This is a genomic window from Pseudomonas sp. R9.37 (genome assembly GCF_963878885.1).
Lineage (GTDB): Bacteria > Pseudomonadota > Gammaproteobacteria > Pseudomonadales > Pseudomonadaceae > Aquipseudomonas.
This window is the reverse complement of the sequence record NZ_CAWNZA010000043.1, coordinates 526,053-546,334: the sequence shown is the minus strand read 5'-3', so window position 1 is coordinate 546,334 and position 20,282 is coordinate 526,053. Positions and strand designations below refer to the sequence as shown.

General features: G+C 62.8%; 13 protein-coding genes. 11 read left to right on the top strand and 2 right to left on the bottom strand.

All coding sequences use genetic code 11. From position 1 onward, the window contains the following. Nucleotides 1-4 precede the first annotated feature (4 nt). Nucleotides 5-4,579, bottom strand: a complete 4,575-nt coding sequence (locus AACU78_RS21440; protein ID WP_106577676.1) for a hypothetical protein — start codon at nucleotides 4,577-4,579, stop codon at nucleotides 5-7. Nucleotides 4,580-4,838: 259 nt separating this feature from the next. Between AACU78_RS21440 and urtA the strand changes: the two genes are divergently transcribed. The 11 genes from urtA to ureC all read left to right on the top strand — a co-directional run bounded on the left by urtA (nucleotide 4,839) and on the right by ureC (nucleotide 15,056). Further along, entirely contained in the window at nucleotides 4,839-6,104 is a 1,266-nt protein-coding gene (gene urtA / locus AACU78_RS21435; protein ID WP_106577675.1) for an urea ABC transporter substrate-binding protein, read from the top strand. Between the two features lie 134 nt (nucleotides 6,105-6,238). Next, the gene (gene urtB, locus AACU78_RS21430; protein ID WP_106577674.1) at nucleotides 6,239-7,741 is read left to right on the top strand and encodes an urea ABC transporter permease subunit UrtB; all 1,503 of its coding nucleotides are present in this window, start codon (nucleotides 6,239-6,241) and stop codon (nucleotides 7,739-7,741) included. Continuing rightward, the gene (urtC, locus tag AACU78_RS21425; protein ID WP_106577673.1) at nucleotides 7,741-8,820 is read left to right on the top strand and encodes an urea ABC transporter permease subunit UrtC; all 1,080 of its coding nucleotides are present in this window, start codon (nucleotides 7,741-7,743) and stop codon (nucleotides 8,818-8,820) included. Before urtB ends, urtC begins: the two co-directional genes overlap by 1 nt. Beyond that, nucleotides 8,817-9,677 (top strand): urea ABC transporter ATP-binding protein UrtD, encoded by an 861-nt coding sequence (gene urtD, locus AACU78_RS21420; protein ID WP_106577672.1) that lies wholly within the window; start codon nucleotides 8,817-8,819, stop codon nucleotides 9,675-9,677. Before urtC ends, urtD begins: the two co-directional genes overlap by 4 nt. A gap of 165 nt (nucleotides 9,678-9,842) precedes the next feature. Continuing rightward, nucleotides 9,843-10,541, top strand: a complete 699-nt coding sequence (urtE, locus tag AACU78_RS21415) for an urea ABC transporter ATP-binding subunit UrtE (protein WP_106577671.1) — start codon at nucleotides 9,843-9,845, stop codon at nucleotides 10,539-10,541. Nucleotides 10,542-10,572: 31 nt separating this feature from the next. Beyond that, entirely contained in the window at nucleotides 10,573-11,412 is an 840-nt protein-coding gene (locus tag AACU78_RS21410) for an urease accessory protein UreD (RefSeq protein ID WP_106577670.1), read from the top strand. Between the two features lie 159 nt (nucleotides 11,413-11,571). Then, a complete protein-coding gene (gene ureA, locus AACU78_RS21405) occupies nucleotides 11,572-11,874 on the top strand; it encodes an urease subunit gamma (RefSeq protein ID WP_003171437.1) in 303 nt (100 codons plus the stop codon). 9 nt (nucleotides 11,875-11,883) lie between these two features. After that, entirely contained in the window at nucleotides 11,884-12,396 is a 513-nt protein-coding gene (locus AACU78_RS21400; RefSeq protein ID WP_106577669.1) for a GNAT family N-acetyltransferase, read from the top strand. Between the two features lie 5 nt (nucleotides 12,397-12,401). Beyond that, complete coding sequence (locus AACU78_RS21395) at nucleotides 12,402-12,935, top strand: GNAT family N-acetyltransferase (protein WP_106577668.1); 534 nt, start codon at nucleotides 12,402-12,404, stop codon at nucleotides 12,933-12,935. Further along, on the top strand, nucleotides 12,932-13,237 hold the full coding sequence (locus AACU78_RS21390; protein WP_106577667.1) for an urease subunit beta: 306 nt from the start codon (nucleotides 12,932-12,934) through the stop codon (nucleotides 13,235-13,237). The genes AACU78_RS21395 and AACU78_RS21390 overlap by 4 nt, the downstream gene beginning before the upstream one ends. A 118-nt stretch (nucleotides 13,238-13,355) precedes the next feature. Then, nucleotides 13,356-15,056, top strand: a complete 1,701-nt coding sequence (ureC, locus tag AACU78_RS21385) for an urease subunit alpha (RefSeq protein WP_106577666.1) — start codon at nucleotides 13,356-13,358, stop codon at nucleotides 15,054-15,056. A gap of 16 nt (nucleotides 15,057-15,072) precedes the next feature. Here the strand turns inward: ureC and AACU78_RS21380 are convergent, their stop codons facing one another. Further along, the gene (locus tag AACU78_RS21380; RefSeq protein ID WP_106577665.1) at nucleotides 15,073-20,235 is read right to left on the bottom strand and encodes a dermonecrotic toxin domain-containing protein; all 5,163 of its coding nucleotides are present in this window, start codon (nucleotides 20,233-20,235) and stop codon (nucleotides 15,073-15,075) included. Nucleotides 20,236-20,282 lie beyond the last annotated feature (47 nt).

Genomic DNA, 20,282 nt, shown 5'->3' with positions numbered 1-20,282 from the left:
CACCTCAGAGTTCGTCCTTGTCCCGACCGTACTGGACGTCCAGCGGGTCAGGTTCGGCCTGCAGGTTGGCTTGCCACGCCGTGCCCAACACCCCTGCGCGGGTCCAGAAGGCGTCGGTTTCCAGCACCGCAAGCTGGCCGGCCGCCCACAAACCGCTGACCAACGCGCTGGGCAAAACCGACGCACCGGCACTCAGCAATTGCGTCTCGGCCGCCGTGAAACCGGGCACATACTTGAGCAGCGCGCCGCCTCGGCACGTCAGGTACACACTCTCGGCGACGGGGCGGTTGATCTTGACGATGTCCAGGTACGACCTCAGCTCGTTGCCGGAGACAAAATTATTCAGCAGCTTCCATTCCTGCGCCTGCAGGTTCGGCACGGCAGCCATGCCTTTGTAGAAGGCCTGGACGGCGTTGACGGCGTAGCCGAACAGCGGGTGAGCGACCGTGACCTCAAGCCCGGCGCGCTCGAACCGGAACAGTTTCACAATCGTGTCCTGCAGCCAGGCGTGGCGGTCCTCTATCGGGTCAAGTGGCACAAACCCCGTAATCCCGGGACAGGTCAGCACCGCGCCGAGGTATTCGACGCCCTTGAACGGGCCCACCTGCTTGCGAGCCCAGCGCGCCGCGTCATCGGCATGACTGAACAACGGCCCACAAAATGACAGCACGTGCGGGTTGTGTTCGAACGGCCAGGGTTCGGCGTTGGGCTGCCACTGCGCCGTCACGGCCTGCTCCTTGCCCCACACGGTGCTGCGCACCCGCACCTCCAGCGCGCCCTTGGCCGCCAGTTCTCTGACAAAGCTTGCGACGGTCGAGCTGCCCTCAAGCATGCGCCGGGCGATGGCGCCCGCTTGGCTGAGCATCGCGTAGGCCAATTGCCGGCCGTTCTTGTTGACCACATAGCTGAGCAGCGCCCCGTCGGCACACAGCAGGTAAAGCGGCAAGCCTCGGCTTTTGGACAAATTGCTGACGAAGCCGACGCCACTGGCCAACGCCTGGGGAGTGAAGAAGCTGGTGGCCATGGCATCGCCGGGCGGCGCAATCGCAGCGATAGAGGCGCCTAAATACAGGCCATCCAAGCCATAGCCCTGGGGCAGCAACCCGTCGGCAAAAACCTGTTCTAGCCGCGTGTAATCCCCGCGCACCAGCGGCAGAGTGGTCATGTAGGCATTTTTATTGACGGCCTTGAACACGTAACCGAACTGCACCTCTGGCCGGGGCGATGCCAATCGTTGTGCATAACGTACGGCGTCGTCGGCGCGGGCAAAGATCGGGCTGCACGGTGCATCGGCGAATACCTGCTTGATCTCCAGGGCCGGCAGGGTCGCCAGATTCGCCACGAAAGGCGCGCTCACGCGCCGGGCAAACCCCCACAACGCATTGCCCTTGATAACGCGCAGGTCGCCGGCCTTGGCGACCTGGCCGACGAAGTCACCCGACAGCAGGGTACCGGCCCGCAGTTGGCGTTCGACCTCGGTGTCTACTTGGTTGCCGTTCAGTGGGTTCAGGGGCACCAGACGCGCTTTCAGCGCCGCTTCCTCCACCGAGCCGGTCAACTGGTAACGCAGGATCGTGCCGTGGGGCCCGAACAGGTATTCGCGCTGTATGCGCGGGTCACGGTGCAACAGGTTCGACAGCACGGCGGTGGGCAGCATGCTCTGGTAGATAGCCTTTTGCTCGGCGGCCAACAGCATTTGCGTCTCCTCGCCAAGCACCGAGCGGTAGTGCGCCACGACAGTGCTGCCATGGGGATAAAGCCCGCCAGTGACGGCCACATCGGGGTACACCCAGTTCAGCGCAAAACCCTGGGGCGGCAAGGCCAATGGGTCCGTCGCCACGTACAGGCCATCCGCCTGCCGCAGCAGCACCCCGCCATAAGTGCGGCGGCGTCCCTCGCCGATAATGTCGGCGGCATAACGCGCCGCATCATCCGCGCTGGCGAAGGCCGGGCTCAACCGGCGTCGAGCCAGGTGTTCGTAGCCGGCCCAGGTACGCGATACCACGCCCGGGGTGTCCCAGCACTGGCTGGTGTGGATCACCTTGAGTTCACCTCGGTCGGCCCAGTCGCGAACAAAGGCTTGCGCCGTCTTCTGGCCCGAAATCAACAAGCGTTCATCTTCCTCAAGGACCCTGTCCACCGGGCCGCCACTTCCCACGTTGAAGGGCAGCGACACGTACCGCAGCAAGGCGCCCTCCTCGGTCGAGAAGTACACCGGCAGGTTTTTGCCATGGTTGTATTTTTCGCCCGCGCGCTTGGTGTCGTAGAGGGCGACGTACAGCACCTTGGGCATCACGAAGTAGCGGGTCAGCCAAGCGGTCGGGGCAGGCAGGCCCGCCGGTTGCCACTGCTGCGAACGAAACAATCCACACAGAACGAACCCGTCAGGAAAACGGAAATCGCCGGCCGCAATCGGGGCAAACACACGGTTGAGCTTGAACAGGGCATTCTGGTCGCCCGCGCCTGCGACCTCGCTCGCCAGGTATTGCTCGGTGTCCTTGTGCTTGAGAATAAAACCGAAGTACGCCTGCTCGGCAAGGTTGCGCCCATGAACCCGTGCGTGAAGGTTGCGAGCGGCCGCGTCTGCGCTGGCAAACAGCGCGCCATAGGTCGCGTAGTCCGGCGCGCCGACTCTTGGCGCATAGTCAAAGTACGCAGTCCAGTCGTCATAGACCGGCGAGCGCGGGCCCCACAAGGCATTGCCCAGGATCACCCGCAAATCACCGGCTTCGGCCAGCACGATGACCCATTGCGCAGGCTTGACCTGCCCGCTGTCCAGCCGTTGCTGAGCGGCACTGCCACCCGGTTGCGGCGCAGTTTGGCTCAGCAGCCGTTGCTCAGCACTGGAAAAACTCGGCGTGTACGCCAGTAAACAATCCTCGCCGGCCGACAGATAGGCCGGCTGCCTGTGACTGATCACAGCGTGGATTTCATCGGCGGAAAAAACCTGCAGGTTGATCAGCGCGTCTTCACGGCTCCAGCGTCGTTGCGCCACCCACTCGGGGTCGACCATCGACAGCGCGGGGTGCGAGCCGTAACGCGCAAATACCTGATACGGCTCAGGCGGAATCATCGGGCCTTGCCCATCCGCAGAAAAAAACAGCAACTGGGCGAACGGGTTGGCATCACTTGCCTCAGGCGCGGTGATAAAGAAATGTCCTTTAGCGTCTTTGAGCACGTAGCCGCCGTAGGCACGCTCGCGGCGCCGCCCTATCTGCTCGTGCGCATACACCGCCGCATCGTGAGCCGAAATAAAGGCGCGGCTTATCACCGCCCGCGAAACACCGTCCAGCACCGCCGAGCGATTGTCTACCGGGCCGACCGTTCGCCAAAGCAACCCCGCCGCCACTACCGACACCGTCGTTGAGGCAATCACCCGGCGCACATAGCCACGCGGGCTCAGCGTGCCGGCCAACAGCGCGGCCTGGGCGCCGTTGTCGTCAACATCAGCGCCGGCCAGGTCGGTCTCGGCGCCGGGCACTTGCAGTTTGAGCAGCGCGCCATCCGACGCCTGCAGATACAGCTGGAGCCCACGCGCCTTGTCCTGCAGCGCCAGGGTCGCGCGCGACTGGGTGATGGCGGCGGCCACTTCGGCGGGAGTGAAGAAGGTGGAAAACAGCCAGGGTTCACGTGCGGGAATGTCCGCGGCCAAGGGCGTGGCGCGGTAGTAGATGGCCTCCAGTCGAAAATTTGAGGGCAGGCGTAACTGGCCATCGGCGCGCAACGGAAACCGTGCTGCGGGAGAGAACAACGGCGTGCCAAGGGCCTCCGGGTAAGTCGCCACATACGCTTCGCCGCGCGTGTGCTTAAGCACAAAACCCTGAGCTGAGCCTTCAGGGAACAACGCGCGCGCGGCCATCAGCGCCAGGTCTGCACGCTCGAAGACCGGCGTGCAGAACGGCTGTTCCTCTGTCACCTGCGTGACGCCGGCGTTGATCCGCCAGCCGTGCTTGACCCGCCCGCGCACGCCGCCCCAGTGCGCGTTGGCCACCACCACACGCAGATCGCCGGCTTGCGCGGCCTGCCAGATCAACGACTCGAAGTCTGCCGAGGGCGCGAATGGCTCCTCACCGGCAATGCGCTTTCTCAATAGCACTTCGGCCGCCGAGCCACTGCTCACGTATTTGAGCAATGAGCCTTCGGGGCCGAACACATAGTGCGCCACCACTGAACGCCGGTGTTCGATGATAAAACGCAGGTCGGCAGGCGAGAAAAAACTGATGAACACTGAGGCCTGCTCATCGCTCATGCCGGGGTTGTGCCGCTTCACCTGCGCCATGTCCGGCGGGTGCGAGTGATAGAGCGCCTCGCAGGTATAGCCCTCGGGGGCGATGAAATTATCCTCGGCGTCGGTGGCCAGCACGATCCGATGATCGAAGGTGACGTGCTGGTCGGCCACAGGCGTCGTGGCAAACCAGTAGTGGCCCTGCTTGAGGATCGCGCCACCCAATTCCTTGTCGGCCGCTGCGTAGTCGGCCTGCCCATAGGCCCAACGCGCGGCATCGTCGGCGCTGATAAACGGCGGGCTCAAGACCGGCAGGGTCGGCTGCGGCGCAGCGACTCTTGGGGTACGTGGCATAAGTTCAGTCCTTGGAAAGTGAGGAGCGGTCACTGTTCCATCAACGAGATTCCAGGCGGCGCTAGATAGTTGTCGACCCCGGCACCACTTCAGCGCACCCCGTGCACGCCCACCCCGCCAGCGCGCCGATCTGGTGCGCGCGCCCGGCCCGGCAGCGTCCGTCTGCTGCGCAAACAAGCGCCCGCGTGCACCTCGGCACAGCCTTTGCAAAAGCCTGTGCAATGCCCTCATAACAACTTGAGTTTCTGGAGATCGCACCATGAAGCGTCGCAGTTTGATCAAGGCTTTCACCCTGTCCGCCTCCATTGCCGCCATGGGTCTGACCTGGACCGTGCAGGCCGCCGAGACCATCAAGGTCGGCATCCTGCACTCGCTGTCCGGGACCATGGCAATCTCCGAGACCTCGCTCAAAGACATGGCGTTGATGACCATTGACGAGATCAACGCCAAAGGCGGCGTGAACGGCAAGATGCTCGAGCCGGTGGTGGTCGACCCTGCATCGAACTGGCCGTTGTTCGCCGAAAAAGGCCGTCAGCTGCTGACCCAGGACAAAGTCGCCGTGGTGTTCGGCTGCTGGACCTCGGTGTCGCGCAAATCCGTGCTGCCGGTGTTCGAAGAACTCAACGGTTTGCTGTTCTACCCCGTGCAATACGAAGGCGAAGAGATGTCGCCGAACGTGTTCTATACCGGTGCGGCGCCCAACCAACAGGCGATCCCGGCGGTGGAATACCTGATGAGCGAAGAAGGCGGCGGCGCCAAGCGCTTCTTCCTGCTCGGCACCGACTACGTGTACCCGCGCACCACCAACAAAATCCTGCGCTCGTTCCTGCACTCCAAAGGCGTAGCCGACAAAGATATCGAAGAGGTCTACACCCCGTTCGGCCACGCCGATTACCAGACCATCGTGGCCAACATCAAAAAGTTCTCGGCCGGTGGCAAGACCGCGGTGATCTCCACCGTCAATGGCGACTCCAACGTGCCGTTCTACAAAGAGCTGGCCAACCAGGGCCTGAAGGCTACCGACGTACCGGTGGTGGCCTTCTCCGTGGGTGAAGAAGAACTGCGCGGCATCGACACCAAGCCGCTGGTGGGCAACCTCGCCGCCTGGAACTACTTCCAGTCGGTGGAGAACCCGGTGAACAAGAAATTCGTCGCCGACTGGAAGGCTTACGCCAAGGCCCACAACCTGCCGGGCGCGGATAAAGCGGTGACCAACGACCCGATGGAGGCCACGTACGTCGGTATCCATATGTGGGCGCAGGCGGTGGAGAAAGCCAAGTCCACCGACGTCGACAAAGTGCGCGAAGCCATGGCCGGGCAGACATTTGCCGCGCCGTCGGGCTTCACCCTGACCATGGATAAAACCAACCACCACCTGCACAAGCCGGTGATGATCGGCGAGATCCAGTCTGACGGGCAGTTCTCGGTGGTGTGGCAGACCCAGGAGCCGATTCGTGCGCAGCCATGGAGCCCGTACATCCCTGGCAATGACAAGAAGCCGGATTACGCCGTCAAGAGCAACTAAGACCGACTCGGTCTAAATGTGGGAGCGGGCTTGCTCGCGAAAGCGGTGTGTCAGTCGACGCATCCGGAACTGAGCCACTGCTTTCGCGAGCAAGCCCGCTCCCACATTGTCCGTGCATAATCAGGACATTTTGTATGCCCACTGCCCTATACCGCCTCATCCTCGCCGCCCTGCTGTTGCTGCCCTTCGCCGCACACGCCAGCGACGCCGAAGACTTCATCAACGCCAACCCGATGCAACAAGCCAAGCTCCTCCAGGACTGGGCTGCCCAGCCTGACCCGGCACGCATCGAGCTGGTGGACGCCCTGCAACAAGGCCAGATCACGCTCAACGGCGAAACCAAAACCGTGCGCCTGAACAACCGCCTGCGTGGCTTGATCGACAACGTGCAGGCCAGTCAGCAGTTGCTCGCCGCCGACCCCAAGGTGCGCCTGGCCGCCGCGCAAACCCTGCAAAAAACCGCGCAGCCTGCGCAGCTCAAATTCCTCGACCAGCAAGTGGCCGCCGAAACCAACGAAGACGTGCACACCGCCCTCAGCCTGGCCCTGGCCAACCTGCAATTGGTTGATACCGACCCCGTGGTGCGCCTTGCTGCCGTGCGCTTGCTCGGCAGCACCGGCGACCCGCTGGCGCGCACGCGCCTCGAAGCCCTGCTCGCGCCGGGGGTCGAAACCGACGCCGCCGTGCATACCGCCGCCGAGACCAGCCTGGCGCAGGTCAAACGCAAATTGATGGTCGGTGAGATCCTCGGCCAGGCCTTCAGCGGCATGTCCCTGGGTTCGATTCTGCTGCTTGCGGCCCTGGGCCTGGCGATCACCTTCGGCCTGCTCGGCGTGATCAACATGGCCCACGGCGAGATGCTGATGCTCGGCGCTTATTCGACTTACGTGGTGCAACTGCTGATGCAGCGCTACGTGCCCGCGGCCATCGAGTTCTACCCATTGATCGCGTTGCCGGTGGCGTTTTTTGTCACCGCCGCCATCGGCATGGCCCTGGAACGCACCGTGATTCGTAACCTCTACGGCCGTCCGCTGGAAACCCTGCTCGCCACCTGGGGCATCAGTTTGATGCTGATCCAGTGGGTGCGCCTGGTGTTCGGTGCACAGAACGTCGAAGTCTCCAACCCGCAGTGGCTGTCGGGCGGCATTCAAGTGCTGCCCAACCTGGTGCTGCCGTACAACCGCATCGTGATAATCGCCTTCGCGCTGTGCGTGGTGGTGCTGACCTGGCTGTTGCTGAACAAGACGCGCCTGGGCCTCAACGTGCGTGCCGTCACCCAGAACCGCAACATGGCCGCCTGCTGCGGCGTGCCCACCGGGCGTGTGGACATGCTCGCCTTTGGCCTGGGCTCCGGCATCGCCGGCCTGGGTGGCGTGGCCCTGAGCCAGGTCGGCAACGTCGGTCCGGACCTGGGCCAGAGCTACATCATTGACTCGTTCCTGGTGGTGGTGCTCGGCGGTGTCGGCCAGTTGGCCGGTAGCGTCATGGCCGCCTTCGGGCTGGGCATCGCCAACAAGATTCTCGAACCGCAGATCGGCGCCGTGCTCGGCAAGATCCTGATCCTCGCGCTGATCATTCTGTTTATCCAGAAACGCCCGCAAGGACTCTTCGCACTGAAAGGACGGGTGATCGATTGATGAACCAGCCATTGATGCTTACGGCCACGCAAAAGGCCGGCCCCACGCTGACGATAGCCGTCGGCGCGGTGATCCTGATCCTGCTGCTGGCGTTGCCTTTGTGTTCGCTGCTGGCGCCGGAAAACCCGCTGCACGTGTCGGCCTACACCCTCACGCTGGTGGGCAAGATCCTTTGCTACGCCATCGTCGCCCTGGCCCTGGACCTGGTGTGGGGCTATGCGGGCATGCTGTCCCTCGGCCACGGTTTGTTCTTTGCCCTCGGCGGTTATGCGATGGGCATGTACCTGATGCGCCAGGCGTCCGGCGATGAGCTGCCGGCGTTCATGACCTTTTTGTCGTGGACCGAACTGCCCTGGTATTGGGTTGGCACCGAGCACTTCCTCTGGGCGATGTGCCTGGTGGTATTGGCGCCGGGGTTGCTGGCCCTGGTGTTTGGCTTCTTCGCCTTCCGCTCGCGGATCAAGGGCGTGTATTTCTCAATCATGACCCAGGCCCTGACCTTCGCCGGGATGCTGCTGTTTTTTCGCAACGAGACCGGGTTTGGTGGCAATAACGGCTTCACCAATTTCCGCAGCATTCTGGGCTTTGGGATTACCGAGCCGGGCACGCGGGCGGTGCTGTTTTTTGCCACGGTCGTGTTGCTGGTCGCCAGCCTCTACACCGGCTGGCGCCTGGCGCAGAGCAAGTTCGGCCGCGTGCTCACCGCCCTGCGCGATGCCGAGAACCGCTTGATGTTCTGCGGCTATGACCCGCGTGGCTTCAAGTTGTTTGTGTGGGTGTTGAGCGCGGTGTTGTGTGGCCTCGCGGGCGCGTTGTATGTGCCGCAAGTGGGCATCATCAACCCCAGCGAAATGTCGCCGACCAACTCCATTGAAGCCGCCGTGTGGGTGGCCTTGGGCGGGCGTGGCACGCTGATCGGGCCATTGCTCGGCGCCGGTGTGGTGAACGGCATGAAGAGCTGGTTCACGGTGGCCTTTCCGGAATACTGGCTGTTCTTTCTGGGGGCGCTGTTCATCCTCGTCACCTTGTATTTGCCCAAGGGTGTGATCGGCCTGTTGAAGAAACGGGGTGAACAATGAGAGTCACAGCGACGGCGGAATTTATGCTCGAACCCATTCTTGAGCCAAACAAAGACGCGGGCAGCAGCCGCGATGCGATCGGCCTCGGCCAGGCCGCCGGCAAGGGCCTCAACACCCGCCACGGCACAATCCTGACCCTGGAAGACATCAGCGTCAGCTTCGACGGTTTCAAGGCGCTCAACGACTTGAACCTCTACATCGGCGTCGGCGAATTGCGCTGCATCATCGGCCCCAACGGCGCGGGCAAGACCACGCTGATGGACGTGATCACCGGCAAGACCCGCCCCAGCCACGGCAAGGCCTGGTTCGGCGAAACCCTCGACCTGACAGGCATGAGCGAGGTGCAGATCGCCCAGGCCGGCATCGGCCGCAAGTTCCAGAAACCCACCGTGTTCGAAGCCCTCAGCGTGTTCGAAAACCTGGAGCTGGCGCAGAAAACCGACAAATCCGTGTGGGCCAGCCTGCGCGCACGCTTGAGCGGCGAGCAAAAAGACCGCATCGATGAAGTGCTCGACACCCTGCGCCTGAGCGCCTCGGCGCAGCGTCCGGCGGGCTTGCTGTCACACGGGCAAAAGCAGTTTCTGGAAATCGGCATGCTGCTCGTGCAAGACCCGCAGCTATTGCTGCTGGACGAACCCGTGGCGGGCATGACCGACGCCGAAACCGAATTCACCGCCGAACTGTTCAAGCGCCTGGCGGGCAAACATTCGCTGATGGTGGTGGAGCACGACATGGGCTTTGTCGGCTCGATTGCCGACCACGTGACGGTGTTACACCAGGGCAGCGTGCTGGCCGAAGGGTCGCTGGAACACGTGCAGGAAAATGAGCGAGTGATCGAGGTTTACCTCGGTCGCTAACCCAAGATGCGGGCTGCTCAGTGGGAACCGATTCAGATGTTGGAGCTGGCTTGCCTGCGATGGCATCACCTGGGTCCATCAGGCATACCGAGTTGCCTGCATCGCAGGCACGCCAGCGCCCACAGTTGATCCGGTGCCTACCAGGGATTTGAGGAGAATTTGAACATGCTGCAAGTCGACAAGCTGCATCAGTACTACGGCGGTAGCCATATCCTGCGCGGGCTGTCTTTTGATGTGAAGATTGGCGAGGTCACCTGCCTGCTCGGCCGTAACGGTGTGGGCAAAACCACCCTGCTCAAGTGCCTGATGGGCTTGCTGCCGGCCAAAGAAGGCGCGGTGAACTGGGAAGGCAAAGCCATTACCGGGCTCAAGCCGCATCAGCGCGTGCACGCTGGCATCGCCTACGTGCCACAGGGCCGGGAGATTTTTGCGCGGCTGACGGTGGAAGAGAACCTGTTGATGGGCCTGTCGCGCTTTCCGGGTTCTGAGGCCAAGCAAGTGCCGGCGTTTATCTATGAATTGTTCCCGGTACTGCTGCAAATGAAACACCGGCGCGGCGGTGACTTGTCCGGCGGCCAACAGCAACAGTTGGCGATTGGCCGCGCCCTGGCCAGCCGCCCGCGCCTGTTGATCCTCGATGAGCCCACCGAAGGCATCCAGCCGTCGGTGATCAAGGAAATCGGCATGGTGATCAAGAAGCTCGCCGCACGCGGCGATATGGCGATCCTGCTGGTGGAGCAGTTCTATGACTTCGCCGCCGAGCTGGCGGACCAATACCTGGTGATGTCACGCGGCGAAATCGTCCAGCAAGGCCGCGGTGAAAATATGGAAAGTGAGGGTGTACGCGGGCTGGTTACCATCTAATCTGTAGCGTCCTGACGATAAGCACTCAACCATGAACCTGCCCGTTTCCCCTGCCCTGTTCACCCCCAGCTGGCATGCCGAGCTGGACCTCGGCTACGCGCGTTTCGGCGACACCACGCGCCCGGTGATGCGCCGCCACCTCGGCCCGCTGCGCGTGCAAAAGCACCTGTACGCCGAAGGTCCCCAGGTGTGCCAGCACATCATCGTGCACCCGCCCGGCGGGATTGCCGGCGGTGATCGCCTGGACATCCGCGCCCATGTTGGCGCCGGTGCCTGGGCGCAATTGACCAGCCCCGGCGCGGCCAAGTGGTACCGCGCCAGCGGCCCGGCCTTTCAACAGCTTGAATTGACCGTGGAAGCGGGCGCCACGCTGGAGTGGCTGCCCCAGGAAACCATCGTGTTCAGCGCCGCCCAGGCCGAACTCACCACCCGCATTGACCTGCAAGGCGATGCCCGGCTGTTCTACTGGGACGTGGTCGCTCTCGGCCGGCCAGCCAGTGGCGAGCGTTTTGACCTGGGCCACTTTCAAGCGCACCTGGACATCCGCCGCGACGGCCAGTTGCTCTGGCATGAGCGCCAGCGCATTGTAGGCGCCGACGGGTTGCTCGACTCGCCCATCGGGCTGGACGGGCAACCGGTGTTCGCCACACTGCTGCTCACTGGCGATATCGAGCCTGACTTATTGGAAAGCTGCCGCGCCTTGCCCCATGCGGTGCGCGGCGACCTGACCCAACTGCCCGGGCTGCTGGTGGCCCGCTGTTTGGCCAGTGAAGCGCTGCTGGCGCGGGGCTGGTTGATTGATGTGTGGAAACTGCTGCGTCCCACCGTACTGGGGCGAGAGGCGGTTCCACCAAGAATTTGGAGCACATGACGATCTGAAGTGGACCCTGTCCCCTGTGGGAGCTGGCTTGCCTGCGATGCAGGCAACTCGGTAGCTGATGTACCGAGGTGATGCCATCGCAGGCAAGCGCGCTCCCACTCTCGGATCTCTGTTGTTTTTAAGAATGCTGTCTATGAAGGACCTTGAACCATGGATTTGACCCCACGGGAAAAAGACAAACTGCTGATCTTCACCGCAGGCCTGGTCGCCGAACGCCGCCTGGCACGAGGCGTGAAGCTCAACTACCCGGAAACCATCGCCTACATTTCCGCTGCCTTGATGGAAGGTGCCCGCGATGGCCGCACCGTCGCCGATTTGATGCACTACGGCACCACCCTGCTCAGCCGCGAGCAAGTGATGGAAGGCATCCCGGAAATGATCCCGGATATCCAGGTGGAAGCCACCTTTCCCGACGGCACCAAGCTGGTCACCGTCCACCAGCCTATCGCGTGAGAGCCGATCATGATTCGTGATGCAACCGAGCAAGACCTGCCGGCCATTCGAGACATCTACAACGACGCGGTGCTCAACACCACGGCGATCTGGAACGAACAACCCGTCGACCTGGCCAACCGACAGGCCTGGTTCACGGCGCGTCAGGCCCAGGCGTACCCGATCCTGGTGGCAGTGGAAAACGATGAAGTCACCGGCTACGCCTCGTTCGGCGACTGGCGACCCTTTGATGGCTTTCGCTACAGCGTCGAGCACTCGGTGTATGTGCGCAATGACCAGCGCGGCAAAGGCCTCGGCCCGCGTCTGATGCAAGCGCTGATCGAGCGCGCCCGCAGCGCCGGCAAACACGTGATGGTCGCAGCCATCGAAAGCGGCAACCAGGCGTCTGTTCGCCTGCATGAGCGCCTGGGTTTCACCACCACCGGGCAAATGCCGCAAGTGGGCATCAAGTTCGGCCGCTGGCTGGACCTGACCTTTATGCAACTGACATTGAATCCGGGCGCCGAACCGCCCAAGGAGTGAGATCGATGAACACTGCTCAACTGCGTCGAGTAAATGCTGAAAGTTTTGCCCATTACCGCCTGGGCTTGATCGAGCTGTTGCTGGACGCGGTGAAGCATGGTGCGTCGGTGGGCTTCATGGCGGACTTCGATGAAGCCCAGGCCCGCGACTATCTGAAGGGCGTACAAGCCAGCATCGAAGACGCCAGCCTGCTGCTGTGGGTGGTGGTGCGCGATGAACAGGTGATCGCCAGCGTGCAATTGGCGCTGTGCCAGAAAGCCAATGGCCTCAACCGCGCCGAAGTGCAAAAACTGTTGGTACACAGCAGCGCCCGCCGCCATGGCCTGGGCCAGCAATTGATGAGCGCTCTGGAACTCGCCGCGCGCCAGCACAAGCGCGGCCTGCTGTACCTGGACACCGAAGCCGGCTCCGGTGCCGAAGCCTTTTACCAGTCGCTGCGATACACCAAAATCGGTGAATTGCCCGACTACTGCCAAAGCCCGGACGGGCGCTACAGCCCGACCGCCATCTACTACAAGACCCTGGGGCAACCTGCATGATTCCTGGTGAATATCAGATCCAGCCTGGCGATATCGAACTGAATGTCGGCCGGCGTACCGTCAGCCTCAGCGTGGCCAACAGCGGCGACCGGCCGATCCAGGTGGGTTCGCATTACCATTTTTTTGAAACCAATGACGCGTTGACGTTTGACCGCGCGGCGAGCCGTGGCATGCGCCTGAATATTCCGGCCGGGACGGCGGTGCGGTTCGAGCCGGGGCAGAGCCGTGAGGTCGAGCTGGTCGATTTGAGCGGCGGGCGGCGGGTGTTCGGGTTTGCCGGACGGATCATGGGCGACCTTTAGGGCTCATCGGGGGCAAGCCCCCTCCCACATTTTGACCGCGTCCACAAACCGAAGGTGGGAGGGGGCTTGCCCCCGATAGCGGACTCACATTCAACATAATTTTTCAGGGTTCACACACATGAAAATCAGCCGCCAAGCCTACGCCGACATGTACGGCCCCACCGTCGGTGACAAGGTCCGCCTGGCGGACACCGAGCTGTTCGTCGAAGTCGAAAAAGACTTCACCGTGTATGGCGAGGAAGTGAAGTTCGGCGGCGGAAAAGTCATCCGCGACGGCCAGGGCCAAAGCCAGTTGCTCGCCCATGAGGTCGTGGACACGCTGATCACCAACGCGCTGATCATTGACCACTGGGGCATCGTCAAGGCCGACGTCGGCCTGAAGAATGGCCGCATTCACGCGATCGGCAAAGCCGGCAACCCGGATATCCAGCCGGGCGTAACCATGGCCATCGGCGCCAGCACCGAAGTGATCGCCGGTGAAGGCATGATCCTCACTGCCGGCGGCATCGACTCCCACGTGCATTTCATCTGCCCGCAGCAGATCGAAGAAGCGCTGACCAGCGGCGTCACCACCATGATTGGCGGCGGCACCGGCCCGGCCACCGGCACCAACGCCACCACCTGTACGTCAGGCCCGTGGCACCTGGCGCGCATGCTTCAGGCCAGCGATTCGTTCCCGATGAACATTGGCTTCACCGGCAAGGGCAACGCCAGTTTGCCGCAGCCCTTGATCGAGCAGGTCAAGGCCGGCGCCATCGGTTTGAAGCTGCACGAAGACTGGGGCACCACGCCTGCGAGCATTGATAACTGCCTGAGCGTCGCCGATGAATATGACGTGCAGGTCGCCATCCACAGCGACACGCTGAATGAATCCGGCTTCGTCGAAACCACGCTCGCCGCGCTCAAGGGCCGCACCATTCACACCTACCACACCGAAGGCGCCGGAGGCGGCCACGCGCCAGACATCATCAAGGCCTGCGGCTTCCCGAACGTGCTGCCCAGCTCCACCAACCCGACCCGGCCGTTCACCCGAAATACCATCGACGAGCACCTGGACATGTTGATGGTCTGCCATCACCTGGATCCCAGCATTGCCGAAGACGTGGCCTTCGCCGAAAGCCGCATCCGCCGCGAGACCATCGCCGCCGAAGACATCTTGCACGACCTCGGCGCGTTCTCGATGATCAGCTCGGACAGCCAGGCCATGGGCCGCGTCGGTGAAGTCATCACGCGCACCTGGCAGACGGCCGACAAAATGAAAAAACAGCGCGGTCCGTTGCCGGGTGACGGCGAAGGCAACGACAACTTCCGCGCCAAGCGCTACATCGCCAAGTACACCATCAACCCGGCGATCACCCACGGCATCAGCCATATCGTCGGCTCTATCGAAGTCGGCAAGTGGGCCGACCTGGTGCTGTGGCGCCCCGCATTTTTTGGCATCAAACCGACCCTGATTCTCAAAGGCGGCGCGATTGCCTCAAGCCTGATGGGCGACGCCAATGCGTCGATTCCCACGCCGCAGCCGGTGCACTACCGGCCCATGTTCGCCAGCTTCGGCAGTTCGTTGCATGCCACCAGCCTGACCTTTATCAGCCAGGCTGCGCAGGCAGCCGGATTGCCCGAAGCCCTGGGCCTGAAAAAGCAGATTGCGGTGGTCAAGGGGTGTCGCGACGTGCAGAAAACCGACCTGATCCACAACGACTACCTGCCGGCTATCGAAGTGGACCCACAGACCTACCAGGTCAAGGCCGACGGCGTACTGCTGTGGTGCGAACCGGCCGACGTGCTGCCGATGGCGCAGCGTTACTTCCTGTTCTGACGCCTCGGCGGCCAGGTCATGGGGTTCTGCCCAAGGCCTGGTCGCTGAGCTGACGCAGCAGGTTTTTGCGCGCCACGCCCATTGCGCTTAACTGCGCGAAGTACACCTCATCCGACATCACCTGCCCCGGGCTCAGCTCGCTGGCAGGCAACCCCAGCCGCCGTCCGGCTTCTTCGATGGTCTTGCGCAGCGCGAGTTTGTGCGGCGCGGCCAAACCGCCGTCGGCAGCCCACGTTTGCTGCGCCACCAGCAAGTCGTCCAGGGCATCGGCCTTGGCTTTCAACTCATCGAACTGCGCGCGGTTGGCACCTTCCAGGTAAGTGCACCAGAAATCCTGTTCCAGCAGGTTTTCCCTGAGCAGGTCACCTTGCTCCAGGCGCGTGACACGCTCAAACGCGGCATCCAGCATCGCCGCCGTGACGTCCGGCTCGCGGAACATCATGCTGCGCGACTGCCAGGGCAGGTCCAAGCGTTGCGCGAGCCCGGTGACGTACGCCAGGTGGATCTCGACTTCGTCAATCGGGCGCAACGCCCTGCCCTGCGCATCGCGGTGAACAATCGGGTCGCCATTGCCGTTGTACTGGGCAAAGCGCCGGCCGCTCTTGAGCAATTCGCCTACGCGGGCATGGGCAATCCGGCCAAGCTCGTCCAGGCGTGATTTGCCCTTGGCGAGGTCCAGCAGTTCAAGCCCGACTAACTGCTCATTGGGCACCGAATAAGCTTCGCTCAGGAGCACTTCAACCCCCATGGCGTTGAACAGTTGCGCACCGGCATCGACACAGGTGGTGGGCGCACTGGCCATCTGGAACAGTTTGTCGCGCAGAGAGGCATCGGCGTACGCGGCCTCCAGCATGCGCCAGACTTTAGCCGCCAATTCATGCTTGTAGGCCTGGGAGGCCGCGTCGGACGACTCGGAGAGCTTTCTGATTTCGTCAAAAAAACCCTCGGCGCCCGGCGACGCCTCCAGTGCGTCCCACAGCGGTTGCTTGGCTTCCCACTGCGTCGGCGTCAGCTCGCCCTTCCAGTGGATACTGTCTTGCGCGCCCCGTGGCGGAAAGCGGCGTTCGGGGTCCAGACCAATCGATTCGATATACAGCTTGAGCCTGGCGAGCACGTCGGGGCTCAACAGGTTGCGGTCTACCACCGTGCGGGCAATCAGCGCCGCGCGGTCAGAGCCGGGTGCCACATCGGGTATACGGCTCAACCGATTGGCAGTCATGTTCAGATAGAACCCACGCGGTCTGACCCGCCCGAACAGGCCGGTGGGCCAACGGTCCAGCCCGGTATTGCTCAGCAACAGCATCTGCAGGTTGGGCATTTGGCTGACATCCGGCGCCAGCCCCAGCGGGTTGCCTTCGAGTTCAAGCATCCACAGGCTTCGCAGCGCACGTAACTGCGCCACGCCGTGCGCGTCCAGCACGATGCGGTTTTCCGAGAGGCTCAACACCCCCAGGCGCGGCATCCGCGATAGCGGCGCGGGCAGGCGGGTCAACCGGCAATTCTCCAGATTGAGGCTGGACACGCCGGTGAAGTACGTGAGGAAGCGGTGGTTATCATCGCCAAAATCGCTTTCGGACAGGTTCAATTCGCTGACGTGATCAAAGCGGGCCGTCAGCGCCGGCAAACTGTCGAGTTGGCGGCGAATGCGCACGCCACTCAAGTCGATCTGCTGGCCCAGGTAGTTGCCCAAGTGATCGATATGCCGGGGCCCGATGCCACGCCAGGCGTCCTTGAGCGCACGCACAATTTTGCTGCGCACCTGCAGTTGCTGCCGATAACCGGCACTGCCGAACTCCCCGACACCCTCGATATGCGCGCTCAACCAGGTTTGCAAGGTGTGATCCAGGGTCTTGTATTCACGCTCCAGGTTTTTGAGCCACTGGTCATTGAAGGGGTCGTTGTCTGCGCGCAATTGCGTCAGTTCTTCGGTGCTGATGTCCGGGAACAATGCACGCACACGCTCTTCAATAATCTGCCCCCAGGTGCCTTGCCCTCTGCCGCTCAGCGGATACCCGCGACGGCCGTCCGGCAGTCGCCGCGCCGGGACAAAAAATGGCCGGCTGTCGGGCTGCATCCCCAGTACCTTGAGCAACTGCTGACGGGGCAGCGCATACCGTTGAATCAACGCTTTCAACGCCAGCCCTTGCCCGACATGAGGCAGGCCCAACGACGTCCGGTGCGCGTCAGTCAGCGCGTGCTGCAACGAGTCGTAGAAACTGTTGATGCCATGCAAGGCGTTGGCCTCCTCGTCGAAGGCCTGGTACTGCCCGTCCGCTACCTGCACGATCACTTTGCGGTGGGAGGCATTGACGGGCCCATAGCTGGCCCGCAACACGCCATTGACCCCCTCGGCACGCACCTCCAGGCGCAAGTCGTCTTGCCAGCCCGGCAGGGTTTCCAGGGTGTTGAGCACCAGCGCCTCGGTGTCCGGGTTGGCCAGGGCATCCAGGTAAAGGCCTGCATAGGCGCGAACCAAACGCATCTGGCGTTGCAGTTGATGCGCCTGCGTGGCCAACGCCAAAGGCACTTTGCCGCGGGTTTCAAGCGCGCTCACCTGACTGGGCCGCGCCCGCGCCAGCAGCTCGCGGGCCATGATCGCGGGCACCCCTTTGAAGTCGCGCTGCAACAGCTGCACAGCTTTTTCGGAGGGCGGTTGTTGGTCGGCATAGAGGCTTTGGAACAACGTGGATCGATACTGCCGGGCATGCTGCGCCAGTCGGGTCTGCAGCAACGTCGCACGCTGCAACGGGTCGTGGGGCGCGTGTTGCCCCAGCAGCGCGCGGGCATGCTCATCACTGAGCGCACGCGCCACCCGCTCGGGGAGCTTGCCCGCCATCAGGTCCGCAAGGCTGATCCGGATCACCTGCTGAACCGGGGTAATCCCATCGCCGTAAAGCACCGCGTCGCCGCCCTCGCCCCTGAACCCCTCAATCGCCCAGGCACGCGGCCAACCTGGCAGGTGCACCATCAGCGCCGCCGCATAGCTGGCCAAACGGCTCGATAAACGCCCACGGTCGATCTGCTCGCTTACACTCACCGCATCGGCGTAGGCACGAAACTGCCGCGCGGTGTCGATCAACACCGCAGGCACCGGTTCACTTTCGACATGCAAGCGGCGCAACACGCTTTCGTCAACGTCACTGACCCGCCGAATCTGCTCAAGCTGGGCGTCGCTCAAGCCATCCAGAAACGGCCCGAGGCGCCGCATCAGGCGCGGCTGCTCCCAGCCCAGCGGATGTTCCGCTTCATGCACCCAGCCTCCGGCACCGTTATGGCGCACCTCAGGCTGATAAGCCTCCAGCCGGCCAGGATGCTGGATCCGACTTTTACCGGGATACGGCTCGCGCTTGAGCACGAACGTCCTGCCTTCCAGGTTCAGCACGTCCTGATTGGCACGTCGATGTATGCCCTCCTCAGAGGCGACAGACTCGGGTGCCAAGGCAATGTCCGCCACATAGGGCTGGATGTCGGGCTTCCACAAACGGGTCTTCCCGCCGGGCAGCCGAACGCTTTTGAGGTGTTCGATAAACGGCGACACCGTGAAGTGAAACACCACGCCACCGGCGGCCAGCATCGCCAGGTTTTCCAAGACATCTTTGAGGTGTAACCAGCCAGCCTCACGGTCCCCTTGCGCCATGTCGACAACACCTTCGAAGGTCTCGTACAGCAACTGCCAGGCCGTCACCGCGAGCATGACGTAACCCAGCGGCGGCACTGCCATCGAGACCACATTGACCACCAGCAGGCCCAGGTTCAGGTAGTGCGACAGGCGCCTGGAGCGGCCGTGCGCATCCGCGTCGGCCGTCGGGATGGCCTGGGTCTTCGCATCGTCGAACAGGCGCACCAGCATGCCCTCATACAGCTCGTCCCACAGGTCGACTTCTTCCCAGATCTGTTTGAAGGCTACGCCATTGATGTGCAGATTCGGCCCGCTGGCTGGCACGCGCGAGGTATGCGCCGGGTCGCCCAGGCTTGAGGTCACCCTGCGAGTTTCGGGCGCCAGCAAACCCGACCAGAAGCGCCCTTGCTCGGAGCGCAGCCACTGGGCAGCCTGCGACTGCGGCGGCGCGTCGACGACCAGTTCGGTCAACCGATTGAAATAATAAGGTCGGTCTTTTTGCGCCACGAAGCGGCTGAAAAACAGTTGAAAGTCGGTGGGCGACCAGGGCTGCGAACGGTCGTCCTGAGTTGCTCCCTGAGTCAACCGGTCGGTCATGGCCTGCACAAACGCCGAAGACGTTTCGTAGCGTTTGATCGGGTGCTGCGGGTCGTCGGGGAACCAGGCGATAAACCAGGTGCTGTAGCGGTATTTGACGCACGGCTCGATCAACACGCAGCCCTGCAAACGCAGGTTCATCACGGTTGGCGTGCGATACCAGAGCTGTTTTTCGCCGACCCGGATGTTTTTCTCGCCGCTGACCACGCGCATCAACAAGGCCAAATCGCTGTCGCCAATGTCGCCCTTGAGCAGCGCCAGATGGGCTGCGGCACTGAACGCGTCTTTTTGGGCGGTGAGATAGCGCAGGCGCAATACGGCCTGGGACACCACGTCATCAGGGCGAAGGTACGACTGCAGGTAGGCCTGGTACTGGCCGCCCAGGTCGAGGTCGCGACACAGCCGGGCAAACGCCTCAAGCGTCATGCGCGTGGGGTGCCGCTCGAAATGGCCGCGCTCATCGGGTTGAGTGATAAAGCCGGACGCGCTGTTGAAATAACCGATTGCTGTTTCAGGCGCCTCGAAATTGTTCAGGGCCGCCTGCAGCAGGGAGAGGGTCTTGGGCACGAAACCCCCGGTCGCTCTGCCGAACGTATCTTGGACCGGGCTATAGAGGCGCACAAAGGTCTGCTCTACGTCCAGTTCATGCCCCGCGTGTTTCAACGCGGTTTCCAGCAACGGCCGGGCAAACGCAACGAGCGTCTGGACCTTGCCCTGGAGCTTTTCCCAGGCGTTGGTTGACTGCCAGGTGGCCTCGAGCACGGTTTTGAGGGTGTCTTTTTGCGCCGGTGTCGCTTGCGCATACCAGGGCGCAACAAGGGGTTTGACGCTGCGCAAGCCAGAACGGTTTTGCGTGGACGCCTGCACCAGATACGGCGGGATGACAGAGGACAGAAACGCGTAATGCTGCCCTTGGTCCCCCGGCAGCGCGAAGGCCGGGGGCGGGGTAATGTGAAGGTCCATGGCGGGTTCCCTTGGGAGGTGATAAAGCCTTGGAGCTTATTCACCAC